This window comes from Bizionia saleffrena (assembly GCF_008086175.1).
Lineage (GTDB): Bacteria > Bacteroidota > Bacteroidia > Flavobacteriales > Flavobacteriaceae > Bizionia > Bizionia saleffrena.
In genome coordinates, this window is sequence record NZ_VSKM01000008.1 from 159613 (window position 1) to 175742 (window position 16130).

General features: G+C 34.8%; 13 protein-coding genes and 2 tRNA genes. 7 read left to right on the forward strand and 8 right to left on the reverse strand.

Annotation, left to right across the window (positions count from 1 at the left end; all coding sequences use genetic code 11):
* Positions 1 to 18 precede the first annotated feature (18 nt).
* The 3 genes from ES676_RS09440 to ES676_RS09450 form a co-directional block, all read right to left on the reverse strand.
* Complete coding sequence (locus tag ES676_RS09440) at positions 19 to 213, reverse strand: hypothetical protein (RefSeq protein ID WP_148370076.1); 195 nt, start codon at positions 211 to 213, stop codon at positions 19 to 21.
* 169 nt (positions 214 to 382) lie between these two features.
* A complete protein-coding gene (gene galE, locus ES676_RS09445) occupies positions 383 to 1399 on the reverse strand; it encodes a UDP-glucose 4-epimerase GalE (RefSeq protein WP_148370077.1) in 1017 nt (338 codons plus the stop codon).
* A 161-nt stretch (positions 1400 to 1560) separates the two neighbouring features.
* Complete coding sequence (locus tag ES676_RS09450; RefSeq protein ID WP_148370078.1) at positions 1561 to 2718, reverse strand: DegT/DnrJ/EryC1/StrS family aminotransferase; 1158 nt, start codon at positions 2716 to 2718, stop codon at positions 1561 to 1563.
* Between the two features lie 71 nt (positions 2719 to 2789).
* On the opposite strand from ES676_RS09450, the gene ES676_RS09455 reads away from it, so the two are divergent.
* The 3 genes from ES676_RS09455 to ES676_RS09465 all read left to right on the forward strand — a co-directional run bounded on the left by ES676_RS09455 (position 2790) and on the right by ES676_RS09465 (position 5295).
* On the forward strand, positions 2790 to 4046 hold the full coding sequence (locus ES676_RS09455) for a 3-deoxy-D-manno-octulosonic acid transferase (RefSeq protein WP_148370079.1): 1257 nt from the start codon (positions 2790 to 2792) through the stop codon (positions 4044 to 4046).
* 85 nt (positions 4047 to 4131) lie between these two features.
* Positions 4132 to 4398: a hypothetical protein gene (locus ES676_RS09460; protein ID WP_148370080.1), complete on the forward strand. Its 267-nt coding sequence runs from the start codon at positions 4132 to 4134 to the stop codon at positions 4396 to 4398.
* 396 nt (positions 4399 to 4794) lie between these two features.
* The gene (locus ES676_RS09465; protein WP_148370081.1) at positions 4795 to 5295 is read left to right on the forward strand and encodes a TM1812 family CRISPR-associated protein; all 501 of its coding nucleotides are present in this window, start codon (positions 4795 to 4797) and stop codon (positions 5293 to 5295) included.
* 130 nt (positions 5296 to 5425) lie between these two features.
* Here the strand turns inward: ES676_RS09465 and ES676_RS09470 are convergent.
* The 3 genes from ES676_RS09470 to mutS form a co-directional block, all read right to left on the reverse strand.
* A tRNA-Leu gene (locus ES676_RS09470) sits at positions 5426 to 5509 on the reverse strand.
* Positions 5510 to 5535: 26 nt separating this feature from the next.
* Positions 5536 to 5607, reverse strand: a tRNA-Gly gene (locus ES676_RS09475).
* A 104-nt stretch (positions 5608 to 5711) separates the two neighbouring features.
* Complete coding sequence (gene mutS / locus ES676_RS09480) at positions 5712 to 8318, reverse strand: DNA mismatch repair protein MutS (RefSeq protein ID WP_148370082.1); 2607 nt, start codon at positions 8316 to 8318, stop codon at positions 5712 to 5714.
* A 149-nt stretch (positions 8319 to 8467) separates the two neighbouring features.
* Here mutS and ES676_RS09485 point away from each other — a divergent pair, with 149 nt between their 5' ends.
* A complete protein-coding gene (locus ES676_RS09485) occupies positions 8468 to 9001 on the forward strand; it encodes an RNA methyltransferase (protein WP_148370083.1) in 534 nt (177 codons plus the stop codon).
* On the opposite strand, the gene folK is transcribed toward ES676_RS09485, so the two are convergent.
* Positions 9002 to 10138 (reverse strand): 2-amino-4-hydroxy-6-hydroxymethyldihydropteridine diphosphokinase, encoded by a 1137-nt coding sequence (folK, locus tag ES676_RS09490; protein WP_148370084.1) that lies wholly within the window; start codon positions 10136 to 10138, stop codon positions 9002 to 9004.
* 553 nt (positions 10139 to 10691) lie between these two features.
* Here folK and ES676_RS09495 point away from each other — a divergent pair.
* Positions 10692 to 13409, forward strand: coding sequence for an AsmA family protein (locus tag ES676_RS09495; RefSeq protein ID WP_148370085.1), 2718 nt, complete (start codon positions 10692 to 10694; stop codon positions 13407 to 13409).
* A gap of 100 nt (positions 13410 to 13509) precedes the next feature.
* Entirely contained in the window at positions 13510 to 13704 is a 195-nt protein-coding gene (gene rpsU / locus ES676_RS09500; RefSeq protein ID WP_148370086.1) for a 30S ribosomal protein S21, read from the forward strand.
* A 62-nt stretch (positions 13705 to 13766) separates the two neighbouring features.
* Here the strand turns inward: rpsU and ES676_RS09505 are convergent, their stop codons facing one another.
* Complete coding sequence (locus tag ES676_RS09505) at positions 13767 to 14561, reverse strand: DUF2797 domain-containing protein (protein ID WP_148370087.1); 795 nt, start codon at positions 14559 to 14561, stop codon at positions 13767 to 13769.
* Positions 14562 to 14603: 42 nt separating this feature from the next.
* Between ES676_RS09505 and ES676_RS09510 the strand changes: the two genes are divergently transcribed.
* Complete coding sequence (locus tag ES676_RS09510; RefSeq protein WP_148370088.1) at positions 14604 to 16118, forward strand: GH3 auxin-responsive promoter family protein; 1515 nt, start codon at positions 14604 to 14606, stop codon at positions 16116 to 16118.
* Positions 16119 to 16130 lie beyond the last annotated feature (12 nt).

The following is a 16130-nucleotide window of genomic DNA, read 5'->3' on the forward strand; positions in this document are numbered from 1 at the left end:
TTTATAATTGTTTGATATTTATTTCGCTAAGTTACATTCTTGGCAATCTTTCACTTTACCGTAATACGTTTCTCTGTATTTGTGTAACGTTTTTAACGGAATAATCCCTAGAAATATAGTTTTTATGTACGTTACTTTGGCTTGGACGCGGCCCATTTTTGGGGCGAATCGGTTTTCTAATTTTGTTGTTCTCTTGATCTGTATCAGTCTCATAATTCTATCGCATTAAGCCACAAAGTAACAAAAATTTATGACAAACACAAAGAATAAAGGTGTAATTCGTTGCAAATCACCAAATTAATAGGAATATCGTAAAATTAGAGCACTATAACTATTAATATGATGTACCGAATACGTTGTAATTTACGAATTACAAGACGTCTTATTTAAGTTGCTGTTGCCATTTCCAAGCGGAGCGCATAGCGTCGTCTAACGACGATTGTGCCGTCCATTTTAACACGTCTTTCGCCTTTGTGGTATTCGCATAAGCGGCCACCACATCGCCTTCGCGTTTATCGACAATCTTATAATTTAGGGACTGATTGGATACCCTCTCGAAAGATTTAATCACCTCTAAAACCGAACTTCCTTGACCTGTTCCCAAATTGAAGACTTCGTAATTAGTTGTGTTTTCACCATCGATTAACCGTTTTAAAGCAATAACGTGTGCTTTTGCTAAATCGACGACATGAATGTAATCGCGAATGCAAGTACCGTCTTGGGTAGCGTAAGTATCACCGAACACAGACAATTGCTCGCGTATACCCGCACCTGTTTGCATAATAAATGGGACTAAATTTTGCGGCACACCTAGTGGTAATTCACCAATTTTTGCTGATTCGTGGGATCCGATAGGGTTAAAATAGCGAAGCGCAATAGCATTGAAATTAGTATTTGCTTTACACACATCGCTAATAATCTCCTCCCCTATTTGTTTTGTGTTTCCATAGGGTGATAAAGCGGGTTGTATTGGAGACGTTTCAGATATAGGTAAAGCTTTTGCTTCTCCGTAAACCGTGCACGATGAGCTAAAAATAAATGGAGCGTGGGCTAATTGAGTTGTATTTTGTAACATATACACCAAAGTATTGATGTTATTTTCGTAATATAAAAGAGGTTCGTTTACACTTTCGCCAACGGCTTTACTTGCCGCGAAGTGAATAACTCCAGCGATATCATTGTGACCTTTAAAAAAAGCCTCTACATCTGCCTTTTGTTTTAAATCTGTATTGTAAAAAGTTGGAATTTGACCTGTAATTGAAACAATCCCGTCTAAAACAGAGATAGTGGAATTAGATAAATTATCGATTATTATAACTTCGAATCCTGAGTTTTGAAGTTCTACTACGGTGTGGGATCCTATAAAACCTAGGCCCCCGGTGACTACTATCTTTTTCATTTGGAATGGTGCTTTTTAAGCTGTACTGTGACTTTTGCGAGAGGGATTGAGGTTTTGTCGGAGCTCTTTTTTCTGGTTTACTTTATTGGAAACCAGAAAAAAAGCGACTACCGAAAACCTGACTTTAATTGTAATTGATAAATTACGACTAAAGGCTTGCCCTAATTAATTTTAACGAAATCGATTAGTGTTTTCGTGATAAAGTCAATTTGATCTGGCTCTAACTCGGTGTGCATTGGTAACGAAATCACTTCTTTTATTAATTGATTGGTTACGGTAAAATCGGCTTCGTTATAACGCGTGTCTGCATACGCCTTTTGCCTGTGCAGTGGAATTGGATAATACACACCACACGGGATATTGTTCGCTTGCAAGTGTGCCACCAATGCATCTCTATCTACTCCTTTTATTTTTAAAGTATATTGATGGAAAACATGGCAATCGCAAGTTTCACAGATACCTTCGCAATTATTTATAGTTACTGGTGTAATGATATTATCGATAGGCTCAAACGCTTGACTATAGCGTCTCGCCGAATGTTGTCTTGACTTATTATATCTATCTAAATACGGTAATTTGGCATCTAAAACGGCCGCCTGAATAGAATCTAATCTCGAATTTACCCCAACAACGTCGTGGTGATAACGCTCGTACATACCGTGGTTTACAATACCGCGAATGGTATGTGCTAGATTATCGTCGTTAGTGAAAATTGCACCACCATCGCCGTAAGCACCAAGGTTTTTTGAAGGAAAAAATGAAGTAGACGCCACGTGACCTATAGTTCCTGCTTTAGCTTTTGTTCCGTCTTTAAAAGTATACGTTGCTCCAATAGCTTGTGCATTATCTTCTATAACATACAAATTGTGTGCTTTTGCAATTTCCATTAAAGCCTCCATATTGGCACACTGACCAAATAGATGTACTGGCACAATGGCTTTTGTGTTGGGAGTAATCGCTTTTTTTACAGCTTCGATATCTATATTAAAGGTCTCTGGATCGACATCGACTAAAACAGGAGTTAAGTTTAATAAAGCAATAACCTCTACGGTGGCAGCGAAAGTAAAATCGGCAGTAATAACCTCATCACCCGGTTTTAGACCTAAGCCCATCATTGCAATTTGTAGCGCATCGGTACCGTTTGCACAAGGAATAACGTGTTTTACACCTAAATAGTCCTCTAAGTTTTTTTGAAATTGGTGCACTTTGGGCCCATTTATAAAAGTTGTAGTTTCTATAACTTCGTTTATAGAAGAATTTACAACTTCTTTTATCTCGTTATACTGACCTTTAAGGTCAACCATTTGTATTTTTTTCATAAGTAACGAAATTACAAAATTCTTGAATGTTAAACAATGAATTATGTATTTTAGCATAAACGTTTTTCACCTTGAATTTACTGTATTCCATTTCTATATATTTACTATCTTTTGTTTTAAAGTGTATTGCCCCTTTCAATAAAAAAATTGAGCAAGGCGTTGTAGGCAGGCGACAAACGTTTCGCTTATTAGAATCGGCTTTATCTTCTCGCGACAAAACGTTGTGGTTTCACTGTGCTTCTCTAGGCGAATACGAACAGGGTTTACCGGTGTTTAAAGCGCTGCGTAACGATTTTCCCGACCATAAAATAGTACTTTCGTTTTTTTCACCTTCGGGTTATGAAATTAGAAAAAACAGCCCTATTGCCGATGTTGTTGTGTACTTACCGTTAGACACAAAGAGTAATGCGAAACGCTTTTTAGATGTGGTACATCCTGAGATAACCATTTTCGTGAAATACGAGATTTGGCCGAATATTTTAAATACATTGAAAACTCGGGGAGGAAAGGCCCTACTGATTTCGGCTATTTTTAGAGAAAACCAGTCGTTTTTTAAATGGTATGGCACGCAAACCAAAGCAGCGTTGTTTACCTTCGACCATATTTTTACTCAAAACAAAACTTCAAAACAACTTTTAAAACGCATTAATTATACTTCAGTTACCGTTTCCGGCGACACACGTTTTGACCGTGTAACAGACCAACTCTCTCAAAATAATCAGTTAGATTTTATCGAAGAGTTTAAACAGAACGAACTTTGCGTGGTTATTGGAAGTTCTTGGCCAGAAGATGAAGCTTTACTAATTAATTATATTAATACCGAAGCTCCAAAGGATATTAAGTTTATTATTGCGCCCCATACTATTAAAGAGAGCCAAATAGTTACTATAAAACGACAAATAAATAAACCGACTATTTTATTTTCTGAAAAAGAAAACCAAGTCCTGTCTACATTTAGTGTTCTTGTTTTAGACACCATAGGTTTACTGACTAAAGTATATAGTTACGCTGATATTGCTTACGTTGGAGGTGCTTTAGGCACAACCGGATTACACAATATTTTAGAACCGGCAGTTTTTGGAACCCCCATAATTATAGGTAATCGTTTTGATTCTTTCCCCGAAGCCCACCAAATGCTATCTCATAAAGGCCTTATTTCTATTTCTAACCAGCAAGAATTAAATAAAGCGCTCCATTTATTTATTAATGATAGGGCAGTGAGAGCGAGCTACGGGCAAAATAATTTAAACTTCATTAAAAATAATCGCGGTGCCGTAGTCCAAATACTAGCTTATATACGTAAATACAACATACCATCTACGCATTAATATTTTTGTGTTAATTTTTGTTAAAAAATACATAATTATTAATTGTTAAAATTGTAGATTTACATTAAATTAAAAAACTAAATCAATGAAAAAATTATTATTAAGCGCTGCTTTATTATTAGCTTTAGGCGCTTCATTTACATCTTGTAGAGAAGAAGAGAAAACCGATGCTGAAAACACTATCGAAAATGCAGGTGACGCTATTGAAGACGCTGCTGAAGACACTGAAGAAGCTGTAGAAGATGGCTTTGAAGCTACTGGAGAAGCAATAGACAATGCTATTAATGAAACTAAAGAAGCTGGTGAAGCAATGGGAGACGCTGTTGATGAAGCAACTGATGATAACAAATAGTTAGAAATCTTCTAATAGATAAAAGCTCAATCTTTTAAGATTGGGCTTTTTTTTTGACTTTATTTCACCCCTACTCCTAAAAATACCTGGATTAGCGCAGAGCTTTTAATCGTTAATTTTAAACCACTATTCTGTTAAGATCTGCCAAGATTTTATACTTAATTTAATAAAACAGATTGTATTATATACATTTCTCATGATATCTTAGATCTTTACAAAAAATGATATATTATGAAAAACCTTAAAATAGTACCCTTTGCAGTAGCCATCGCTTTAGTCGGCTTCACATCTTGCTAAGATGAAAAAAAAGAAAACAACGTCTTTGAAGAAAACAACCTACAAACTAAAACTGAAGTTACGCAGGACGAAGCTAAAACAGTACATGAGGTAAACCAAATGGAAGCTAAAAGAATGGCTAATATGGTAAACGAAAACGTTTTTACCGAATACAAAAGCAGCGGAACCATTACTAGTTGGAAAGCATTTGCCGACTTACACACAGGAATGACCTCTTTGGCAGGAAAAGAATATGCCACTTCAAAAAAAATGGCAGGTAACTTAGTGGAGACTATCAATGATTTGACGTTATCTAGACCAGATTGGTTAAAAACAGAAGAGATTTCTGAAGATATAGCCGATTTAGAAAAAGACTACAAGAAATTGATGTCTGAAGACAATACAAATGAAGACAAGTTTAGACGCGATTTAGAAGAAGTAAACGAACAATACGATGATTTAATAGAAGAGGTTAATGAAACGCTAGAAAGATATATGAAAATTAGCCGTGACGCGACTGAAGATTATAATGATGAGATGAAAGACGGAAATGCCAAAGAAGCACAAGAAGAACTAGATAAAGGAATGAAAAAAATGGAAAAAGTTGCAAACGATAAATAATAGCAACCACTGTATTGTATAATAAGAAAGACCCTGCTTAATTTTATGGTCTTTTTATTTTTATCCAGTTTTGTTTTAATTTAAATTTTAGGTATAAAAAAAGCCTTTATCTTTTTGATAAAGGCTTTAGTACTCGGGACGGGACTTGAACCCGTACGTCCTAATGGACATTGGATTTTAAGTCCAACGTGTCTACCAATTCCACCACCCGAGCGTGGAATATTTTCAATAAAATATCAGAGCGAAAGACGGGATTTGAACCCGCGACCCCCACCTTGGCAAGGTGATGCTCTACCCCTGAGCTACTTTCGCAGTCTTTTAATGAACAAGCAATATCGCTATTGCGAGTGCAAATTTAGTACTTTTTTACGATTACCAAAGCTTTTTCAAAAGAAATTTTAAAAAACTTTTATTTTTTACTTTTTGCTAATCAGCATTCGCTTAATCTCGTTTAATTTCATCAAAGCTTCCACCGGCGTAAGTGTATCAATATCAGTTAATAATATTTGTTGTTTGATCTCTTCTAGTAGCGGATCGTCTAGATTGAAAAAACTGAGTTGCATTTCATCTTTTATTATTTTTACTTTATTTGTGAGTTCCTCACTAGAATGCGACTTCTCTAATTTCTTTAAAATGGTATTGGCTCTATGTAAAACTTGCTGTGGCATTCCTGCTAATTTTGCCACGTGAATACCAAAACTATGCTCACTACCACCTTCTACTAATTTTCTTAAAAAAAGCACATTGTCTTTTAATTCTTTTACCGAGACATTAAAATTCTTAATTCTCGCAAACGTTTCAGTCATTTCATTAAGCTCATGATAATGTGTTGCAAATAACGTCTTGGGGCGTGCAGGATGTTCGTGTAAGTACTCGCTAATGGCCCAAGCAATAGAAATACCATCGTAAGTACTCGTGCCACGACCAATTTCGTCTAGCAGCACCAAACTACGTTCACTTATATTATTTAATATGGACGCGGTCTCATTCATTTCTACCATAAAGGTTGATTCACCCATAGAAATATTATCGCTCGCCCCTACTCTAGTAAATATTTTATCGACTAAACCTATCTTAGCTTCTTCTGCAGGCACAAAGCTTCCTATTTGCGCTAGTAATACAATAAGAGCCGTTTGTCTTAATATGGCCGACTTACCCGACATATTAGGTCCGGTAATCATAATAATTTGTTGTGTTTCGCGATCTAAAAACACATCGTTAGAAATATAGGCTTCCCCTATAGGTAATTGCTTCTCTATTACAGGATGCCTTCCTTTTGTAATTTGCAAATCTTGAGTGTCGTTTATAATAGGATACGAATAGTTATTGTCTTTTGCCAATTGTGCAAAGCCGCACAAACAATCTAACTGACCAATTAAATAGGCATTTTGCTGTACGGGCTTGATATATTGACTCATCCACGCGACTAAATCAGCAAATATTTTTTGCTCGATCGCTAAAATGCGTTCCTCGGCACCTAAAATTTTAGATTCGTATTCTTTGAGTTCTTCGGTAATATAACGCTCGGCATTAACTAAAGTTTGCTTACGTATCCATTCTGGCGGCACTTTATCTTTATGTGTATTTCGTACTTCTATATAATACCCGTAAACATTATTGGCTGCAATTTTAAGGGATGTGATTCCGGTACGTTCACTTTCGCGCATCAACATACCGTTTAAATACTCTTTTCCTGATGTTGATAAAGCACGCAGCTCATCCAATTCTGCCGAAAACCCTTCAGCAATCGAGTTTCCTTTTAAAACATTTACTGGCGCTTCTTCATTTAAAGTCTCTTTAATTTTATGACGCAACACATCGCAACCTTGCAAATTGTCTCCTATAATTTTCAAGGACTCATTCTCGCAAGCCGCTGCTAGTATTTTTATGGGTACAATCGCTTCTAAAGAGTTTTTAAGCTGAATAACCTCTCGCGGATTTACTTTTTCAGTGGCCACTTTAGAAATTAAGCGCTCAATATCTCCTATTTGTTTAATATGGTTTTGAATCTTTTGATGCTCGGTCTTATTTTTCTTTAAAAATGAAACGACTTCGTGTCGCTGTTTAATTTTAGTCACGTTTTTTAATGGCAAGGCCAACCAACGCTTTAACAAACGACCGCCCATTGGCGAAATGGTTTTATCAATAACATTTAAAAGCGTAACTGCATTATTATTGTTAGAATTATACAATTCAAGATTACGAATTGTAAAGCGGTCCATCCACACGTATTCATCTTCGGCAATACGAGAAATCGCAGCAATATGGTCTAATTTGCTATGTCGCGTTTCGCCTAAATAATGTAGAATAGACCCCGAAGCAATAATCCCAGCATTTAAATCTTCAACTCCAAATCCTTTTAATGATTTCGTATTGAAGTGCTTTAGTAAGGTTTCATTAGCGTAATCGAATTGATAAATCCAATCCTCTAAATTAAAGGTATGAAAATCTTTTCCGAAGACCTCGTTAAACTCAAGACGCTTTTGTTTGGACACTAAAATCTCACTGGGTCCAAAATTCTGAAGCAACTTATCGATATATTCTTGATTACCTTGTGCTGTTAAAAACTCTCCTGTTGAAATATCTAAAAAAGCGACACCAATAGTATGCTTACCAAAATACACCGAACATAAAAAATTATTAGTTTTAGACTGTAAAACCTCATCATTTAAGGCCACACCCGGAGTTACCAATTCGGTAACACCGCGTTTTACAATGTTTTTTGTTTGCTTTGGGTCTTCCAATTGGTCACAAATAGCGACGCGTTTGCCTGCTTTTACCAGTTTTGGTAAATACGTGTTTAAAGAATGGTGCGGAAATCCTGCTAATTCAATTTCATTGTCACTTCCAGCGCCGCGTTTGGTAAGAATAATTCCTAAAATTTCGGCCGTTTTAATGGCGTCTGCACCAAAGGTTTCGTAAAAATCACCTACACGAAATAGTAATAAGGCATCAGGGTATTTTGCTTTTATTGCATTATACTGCTGCATTAAAGGGGATACTTTTTTAGTCTTTTTTGCCAATGGATTAGTGTTTTTGAGTATGTTTGCTAATGTAACTAAATATTGATTTTTTTTGAAGTCAATTGCTAGTAAGTTATTTATAATTATTCACAAACCGAAAGACGTAAATTACTGCGAAATATAGCGCCATAATTTAGAATTAAAAATGTATGCGAAAATTAAAAAACAGTGAGTTAGACCGCCTCACGGTTACCGATTTTAAAACGGCTACTAAAACACCACTTATTATTGTTTTAGATAATATACGAAGCCTAAATAATATTGGGTCTGTATTTAGAACAAGCGATGCTTTTTTAATTGAAAAAGTCTATCTCTGCGGCATCACTGCAACGCCACCACATAAAGATATTCATAAAACAGCTTTAGGAAGCACAGACACTGTTGCTTGGGAACACGTAGAAGACACTTTAGAATTGATTGCTAAATTAAAAGCAGACAACGTTACAATTTGCAGTATTGAGCAGGCGGAGAATGCTATAATGCTAGACACATTTTCTCCAGAAGCTAATAAAAAATACGCCTTAATTTTTGGTAACGAAGTAAAAGGTGTGGCGCAAAACGTAGTTAATTCTAGCGATTATGTTATCGAAATCCCGCAATTTGGCACCAAACACTCCTTAAACATCTCTGTTAGTTGTGGCGTTGTGGTTTGGGATGTGTTTAGTAAACTAAAAGCGCTTTAGTTAATTACCATTACAAATAGCATCCAATATAAAAAGATAATCCTCTCGATTCTTTATAAAATCGCGGTGTGAAATATCGATGATTTTTACATTAAATTCGGTTTGGGTTTTTAAGAATTCTAAATAGCCAGAATTAATCTTTTCTAAATAGTCACTCTCAATATTCTGTTCGTATTTGCGTCCGCGTTTTTTAATGTTCTCTTTTAACCGTTCTGTATTTTGATATAAATACACGTACAGTTCCGGTTTCGCGATATCTTTATACATTAAATAAAATAGTTTCCGATACAACCTAAACTCTTCTTCCGGTAAGGTTATTTTCGAAAAAATAAGCGATTTATAAATATCGTAATCACTAACAATAAAGTCTTTAAACAAATCGAGTTGCGAAAGGTCGTCGGTAATTTGCTGATAGCGATCGGCCAAAAAAGACATTTCTAAAGTAAAAGCATAACGCTGAGCGTCTTTATAAAACTTAGGTAAAAACGGATTATCGGCAAAACGCTCCAAAATAAGTTTTGCATTATAATCGTTTGCTATCATTGTAGACAAGCTCGTTTTTCCGGCGCCGATATTACCTTCAATTGCGATATAATTGTAATTGGAAAACGGATGTCTTTTACTCGGGTTTTTCAACCATTTATTTATCGGTTGCAATTTACTATCGTCAGGACACTCCTCTAATAAAACCGACACTTCTTTTTGAAGCCTAGGGTGCATCAACTTCGAAGCTATTGTAGCTAAAGGCTCTAACACAAAACGTCTGTTTTGTAATTCAGGATGAGGCACTTGTAGTAATTTTGTATCGATTATAGCATCTTCAATAAATAAGATATCTAAATCGATAACGCGCGATTCGTATCCTTCTTTTTTAGTTCTAGTGCGACCTTGCTTCGCTTCTATAAGTAATAATTCTTGAAGTACTATGTTTGGTTTTAAAGCCGTTTCCACTAGTAAACACGCATTAAAAAACTCGTCGCCATCAAAACCTAAAGCTGGCGTTTCGAACACCTTAGATATCAATTTCACGACACCAATTCTCTTATATATAGCATCGATAGCGTTTTGCAAATGTTTTAATTTGTCGCCTTTATTACTGCCTATAGATAGGTAAACTTTTTTTTGTGGTTGAAGCATAAGTATTGGCAAAAATAGTTAAAAGTAAAACGTTTCGTTTTAATATTTCGACTCTATTTATTCACAACTTTAATTTTGAAAAATAGTGGTATGCTTTTTTTTTCGAAGACCTTCCCGTTTCAACCTATAAATGCCTTTAAATACTAAGACAAAGTTATAAGTAATGCGCTCCCATATTGCTGTGGCAGTAAATGACACCACTGCCACATTCTGTATGTAAATATTTTCTTTTTACGATAGGTGTTGTTTCAACTTTAATTATTTATACCTTTTTTTTGTTGACACGTTATCGGCACACTCTTAATTGCGCTTCCTTCACTTTTATAATTACGTCGTCTTATAGATTTATTATACAGCAGACTCTTCTCTACAGTCTTTGTTTCCTAATTACACTCCCTTTAAAAACCGCTATATTTACGTGTCTAAAGAGCGCTTCTATTTAAAAGGTAATGAAGCGTTACTCTTATTATAAATTTATCTTAAAATAACGACATCTCAGGTCTTTATAGTTCATTTTTGCGTATATTTTCAATATAACAACCATAAACTATCAATGAAAAAAATATTAAAAATAACAGGAATTACCTTACTTATTATTGTCTTACTATTAGTGGCGGCACCGTTTGTTTTTCAATCACAAATAAAAGACATGGCCCGTAATTTTATAAACAATAGCGTGAATGCAAAAGTAGAATTTGCCGATGTAAGCTTAAGTTTCCTTAGCAGTTTTCCGCAAGCTAATGTTACGGTAGACGATTTAGTCATTACAAATTTCGCGCCTTTTGAAGGTGAAACGCTTGCCTCTATTAAAAGTTTATCTTTTGATATGTCGGTAAAAGAACTCTTTAAAAAAGCAGATGATGCCCCCATTAAGATTAATGCGATTCAATTAAACGAGACGTTGTTAACCTTGAAAACAAACACGTACGGCGATGTTAACTGGGACATTGCAAAAGTAACAGATGCTACTGTTACCAAACCAGAAGATTCTAAAAACAACTTTACTTTAGATATTGAATCTTACGGTATTAAAAATAGTGCGTTAACGTATTTAGATGAGCAGGCTAACATTAAAATGTACATTACCGAGCTTAACCACTCTGGTAAAGGTCGGTTTTCTGAAACCCTTTCTGAATTAGTTACCCATACCGAAGCGAACGTAACCTTTAGTATGGATAGCACGGAATATTTAAGCAACAATAGAGTGAAACTAGAAGCTTTAATTGATTTGGATTTAGAGCACAGCAAGTATACTTTTAAAGAGAACAAGGCCTTAATTAACAACTTACCAATTGAATTCCAAGGGCATATACAACTTTTAGAAAACGGTCAAGATATTGATATAACGTTCCAAAATCCTGGCTCTACTTTTAAAGATTTCTTAGCGGTAATACCAGAAACGTACTCCAAGAATATTAGTAATGTTCAAACCACTGGAAACTTTAAAATTAACGGAAAGATAAAAGGGCAAGTTACCGAAACCACAATACCAACACTAGATATTAAAATCCTCTCTAACAACGCGTCGTTTAAATATCCAGATCTTCCAAAACGTGTAGATAATATTAGTATCGATGCTTCTATTTTAAACACCACCGGAACTATAGACGATACGTATGTCGATATTAAAACACTTAATTTTAGAATTGATAAAGATGTTTTTAAAGCTTCGGCGAGTTTAAAGAACTTAACAAAGAATATGTTAGTAAACGCCCAACTAGATGGAATTTTGAATTTAGCAAACATTTCGCAAGCGTATCCTATAGCTTTAAAGAACGAACTCAAAGGAATTATTAAAGCAAATGTAAACACGAGTTTCGATATGAATGCCATTGAAACGAATGCTTACGAACGTATTAAAAATACCGGTCGCGTTGAATTAAGTGATTTTGTCTTCGCATCTGCAGATATTGTAAACCCGATCGAAATTTACAGAGCAGAAATAAATTTTAAACCAGGCACTATTACTTTAGATAATTTCAAAGCTAAAACAGGCCAGTCGGATTTGGATGCGACCGGTACCATTAATAATTTATTAGGTTTTGTGTTAAGTGATAAAAAATTAAAAGGAAACTTCAATGTAACTTCTAATCGTTTTGTGGTGAGCGATTTTATGATTGAAGGCGGTACCAATCAACCAGTCAATCAAAGCACAGAACCAGCAACTTCACTTAAAATACCTGCATTTTTAGATTGTAATATAACTGTAAATGCAAAAACCGTGATTTATGATAACATCAAATTAACCAATGTAAAGGGTGCGTTAGCACTTCAGGACGAACAGGCACTTTTGAACGAGGTGTCTTCGGATGTCTTTAAAGGGAACTTAACAATGAGTGGTTCTATCGATACAAGAAACAAAACCCCTAAATTTAATATGGATTTAGGAATGAAAAATTTCGACATCGCGGAATCATTTAACGGATTAGATATGTTGAAAAATATCGCCCCTGTTGCAAACGCTTTACAAGGTAAGCTGAATAGTGCTATTACGCTATCTGGCGATTTAGGAAATGACTTCACCCCTATTATGAGTACCATTTCTGGTGGCGCATTAGCCGAATTATTAACCACAAAAGTAGAACCTAAAAACGCCAAATTATTATCTGCTTTAAACGGTGCTCTTAGTTTTATAGATTTTGATAATTTGGATTTAAAAGATTTACAAACAAGCTTAAAGTTTGAAAACGGACAAGTACATATTTCACCTTTTAATTTAAGTTATAAAGATATTGGTATAACGGTTGACGGCTCTCACGGTTTTGATAAAACAATGAATTACAACGCGGTATTTAATGTTCCAGCTAAATATTTAGGGAGTGATGTTAATAGACTTATCGGGAAAATTAATGATAATGAAGTAAATAAGATCTCAATTCCAATTACTGCAAGTATTAATGGTACCTTTACAAATCCTAAAATAAATACCGATTTAACAAGCGGTGTTAAAAATTTAACTCAGCAGCTTATTGAAATTGAAAAACAAAAGCTTATTAGTTCTGGAAAAGATAAAATTAAAGACATTATAGGTAATGCTATAGGTGGGAACTCGGCTTCGACAAAAGACTCGACAACCACTAAAAATAATGCACCGATTAAAGAGGCTATTAAAGATATTTTAAGTGGGAATAGTGGCTCTGGACAAAACAACACAAAGGATTCTACGGAATCGACTAAAAATCCTGTAAAGGATATTCTTAACCTTTTTGGTAAGAATAGAAAGAAAAAACAAGAGAGCGAGCAAATAACGGTGAAAGACACTGTTTATTAAATATGTAATACATTAAAATAATACCTCACTAAATTATGTGAAGTAAAATGTAAAGCATATATTTGCAACCTAAATTTAAGAACACACATAATTTACGCAGATGTTAAGAATTGAAATAAAAGACGGAGAAAACATAGAACGTGCATTAAAACGTTACAAGAGAAAACACAGAAACATTAAAGTAATGCAAAACTTAAGAGAGAACCAGTTCTTTACTAAGCCTTCTGTAAAAAACAGACGTAAGATCCAGAAAGCATCTTATATCCAAGGATTAAGAGACGCAGAAAACGTATAATCGTTTTTAGTATTTATCATATATAAAAAACTTCGTATTTTTTAATACGAAGTTTTTTTCGTTTATATCACTGAAATAGTTACAACTAAGCCTTCATTGCTTCGAATGTTAAAAACGGTATCGTCTTCAAAAATAAGATACTGCCCTTTTATACCCATTAGAACGCCTTGATACCGCTGCTGTTTTTCTATGTTTAAACTTTTAGGTTTCACAGGATAACGCAATACTGGAAATTGTATTTCTGTCTCGGTATTGGTTTCAATATAAAAATTTAAGACTTCTACGGGTATAAACGGCTTCAGTTTTTCGCGCCAGCTTATTAGGTTTTCATCTTCAATATCATTCTTCAACATCTTTCGCCAATTGGTTTTATCGGCAACGTGTTCTTTTAGAGCGACCTCTGTAATTCCGGCTAAATACCTGTTGGGAACCTCAACAATTTCTATGGCTTCGTGTGCTCCTTGATCTATCCATCGCGTTGGTACTTGCCCTTTTCGCGTAACCCCTACTTTTACATTACTAGAATTTGCTAGGTATACAATATGTGGTTTTAGTTGTACTTTTTTTTCATACTCCAAATCACGATCTTCTTGCCCTAAATGTGCCGTACTTAATTCAGGTCTCATAATCCAATCTGCCGCTTGAGGAATATCGAAAAAACAACTTTTACAAAACCCCTGTCTGTAAATAGGTTTATCTAAACTACAATTTAAACATTGATGCTTAACAAACTCAATTTGAATGGTTTTGTTAAGTAATTGATTAAAATTGATAAAATCATTTTCGAAAATTAAATAATACTGAACTGGCTTTGCATATTCAGTTTTCATTTTTGTGAGAACACCTTGGTAGGTCATAAAAAAAAGTCTTATTTTTAGAACTTAAAGATACTTAAAAATATGCCAATACCTTTAGTAAATTCAATTGCTTCCTGGTTTTTAAAGAAACGATTTCATCAAATAGATCTCTTTTTAAAATACCCAAACGAAGTACAAAACGAGTTACTTTTTAGTTTACTTTATACTGCAAAAGACACACAAATTGGTAGGAAATATGGTTTTGAATCCATAAAAAGTTACAGAGAGTTTTGCGAGCGCGTTCCTATTTCAACCTACGAAGAATACCACGCCAATATTGAGCGCTCTAGACAAGGTGAACATAATATCTTTTGGCCAAGCCCAATAAAATGGTTTGCAAAATCTAGCGGTACAACTAATGCAAAAAGCAAGTTTATTCCTGTAAGTTCGGAGTCTTTAGAAGAGTGCCATTATGCAGCAAGTAAAGATTTGCTGTGTCTGTATTTAAATAATAATGAAGACTCACAATTATTTAATGGCAAGAGTTTACGACTTGGAGGGAGTAAAGAATTGTACAAAGAAAACGGCACTGTATTTGGTGATTTAAGCGCTATTTTAATTGATAATATGCCGTTTTGGGCAGAATACAGCAGTACACCAAGTAGTAAAGTGTCTTTATTAAGTGAATGGGAAACCAAAATGGCTGCCATTGTTAACGAAACAACTAACGAAAATGTAACGAGTTTAGCGGGTGTTCCTTCATGGATGTTAGTTCTACTTAACAACGTTTTAGATCATAGCAATAAGGACTCTGTTTTTGATATTTGGCCCAACTTAGAAGTTTACTTTCATGGGGGCGTAAGCTTTAATCCGTATGTAGAACAATACAAAAGTATTTTACCCCGAAGTGACTTTAGATATTATGAAATTTATAATGCTTCGGAAGGCTTTTTTGCCATTCAAGACCGTAACAACTCTAGCGAATTATTATTAATGTTGGATTACGGTATCTTCTACGAGTTTATTTCGATGGATGTTTATGGCACTCTAAACGAAAAAACAATTCCGTTAAGCTTAGTGGAACAAGGAAAGAACTACGCGGTAATTATTACTACAAATGCCGGCTTATGGCGCTATAATATAGGAGACACCGTAAGATTTACTTCGGTAGATCCCTACAGAATAAAAGTCACCGGAAGGACTAAACACCACATAAATGTTTTTGGAGAAGAATTAATTATAGAAAATGCCGAAGAAGCACTAAAACGCGTGTGTAAAAAAACATTTGCTGAAATAATAGATTATACGGCGGCTCCTATTTTTATGGAGGGCAAAGAAAAAGGAGCTCACGAATGGCTTATCGAGTTTAAAACGCCTCCAAAAGATATTGATTATTTTAATGAATTGTTCGATAATGCCTTAAAAGCTTTAAACTCGGATTACGAAGCGAAGCGTTATAATAATATGACCTTAAAAAAGCCTAAAATTAATATTGCAAGGTCGCATTTATTTTATGATTGGCTTAAGAAAAATGATAGACTTGGCGGCCAACATAAAATACCACGATTATCGAATTCGAGAAATTTTATGGAAGATTTATTAGCACTGAACCATTAAGTTACCTGTCCA

Bases quoted from the DNA above. Each gene is read 5' to 3' on its own strand.
- ES676_RS09460 (WP_148370080.1), top strand. From the start codon at position 4,132: ATGAAAAAATTATTATTAAGCGCTGCTTTATTATTAGCTTTAGGCGCT.
- ES676_RS09465 (WP_148370081.1), top strand. From the start codon at position 4,795: ATGGAAGCTAAAAGAATGGCTAATATGGTAAACGAAAACGTTTTTACC.
- ES676_RS09505 (WP_148370087.1), bottom strand. From the start codon at position 14,561: ATGACCTACCAAGGTGTTCTCACAAAAATGAAAACTGAATATGCAAAG.
- galE (WP_148370077.1), bottom strand. From the start codon at position 1,399: ATGAAAAAGATAGTAGTCACCGGGGGCCTAGGTTTTATAGGATCCCAC.
- ES676_RS09440 (WP_148370076.1), bottom strand. From the start codon at position 213: ATGAGACTGATACAGATCAAGAGAACAACAAAATTAGAAAACCGATTC.
- rpsU (WP_148370086.1), top strand. From the start codon at position 13,510: ATGTTAAGAATTGAAATAAAAGACGGAGAAAACATAGAACGTGCATTA.
- ES676_RS09450 (WP_148370078.1), bottom strand. From the start codon at position 2,718: ATGAAAAAAATACAAATGGTTGACCTTAAAGGTCAGTATAACGAGATA.
- ES676_RS09495 (WP_148370085.1), top strand. From the start codon at position 10,692: ATGAAAAAAATATTAAAAATAACAGGAATTACCTTACTTATTATTGTC.
- folK (WP_148370084.1), bottom strand. From the start codon at position 10,138: ATGCTTCAACCACAAAAAAAAGTTTACCTATCTATAGGCAGTAATAAA.
- ES676_RS09485 (WP_148370083.1), top strand. From the start codon at position 8,468: ATGCGAAAATTAAAAAACAGTGAGTTAGACCGCCTCACGGTTACCGAT.
- ES676_RS09510 (WP_148370088.1), top strand. From the start codon at position 14,604: ATGCCAATACCTTTAGTAAATTCAATTGCTTCCTGGTTTTTAAAGAAA.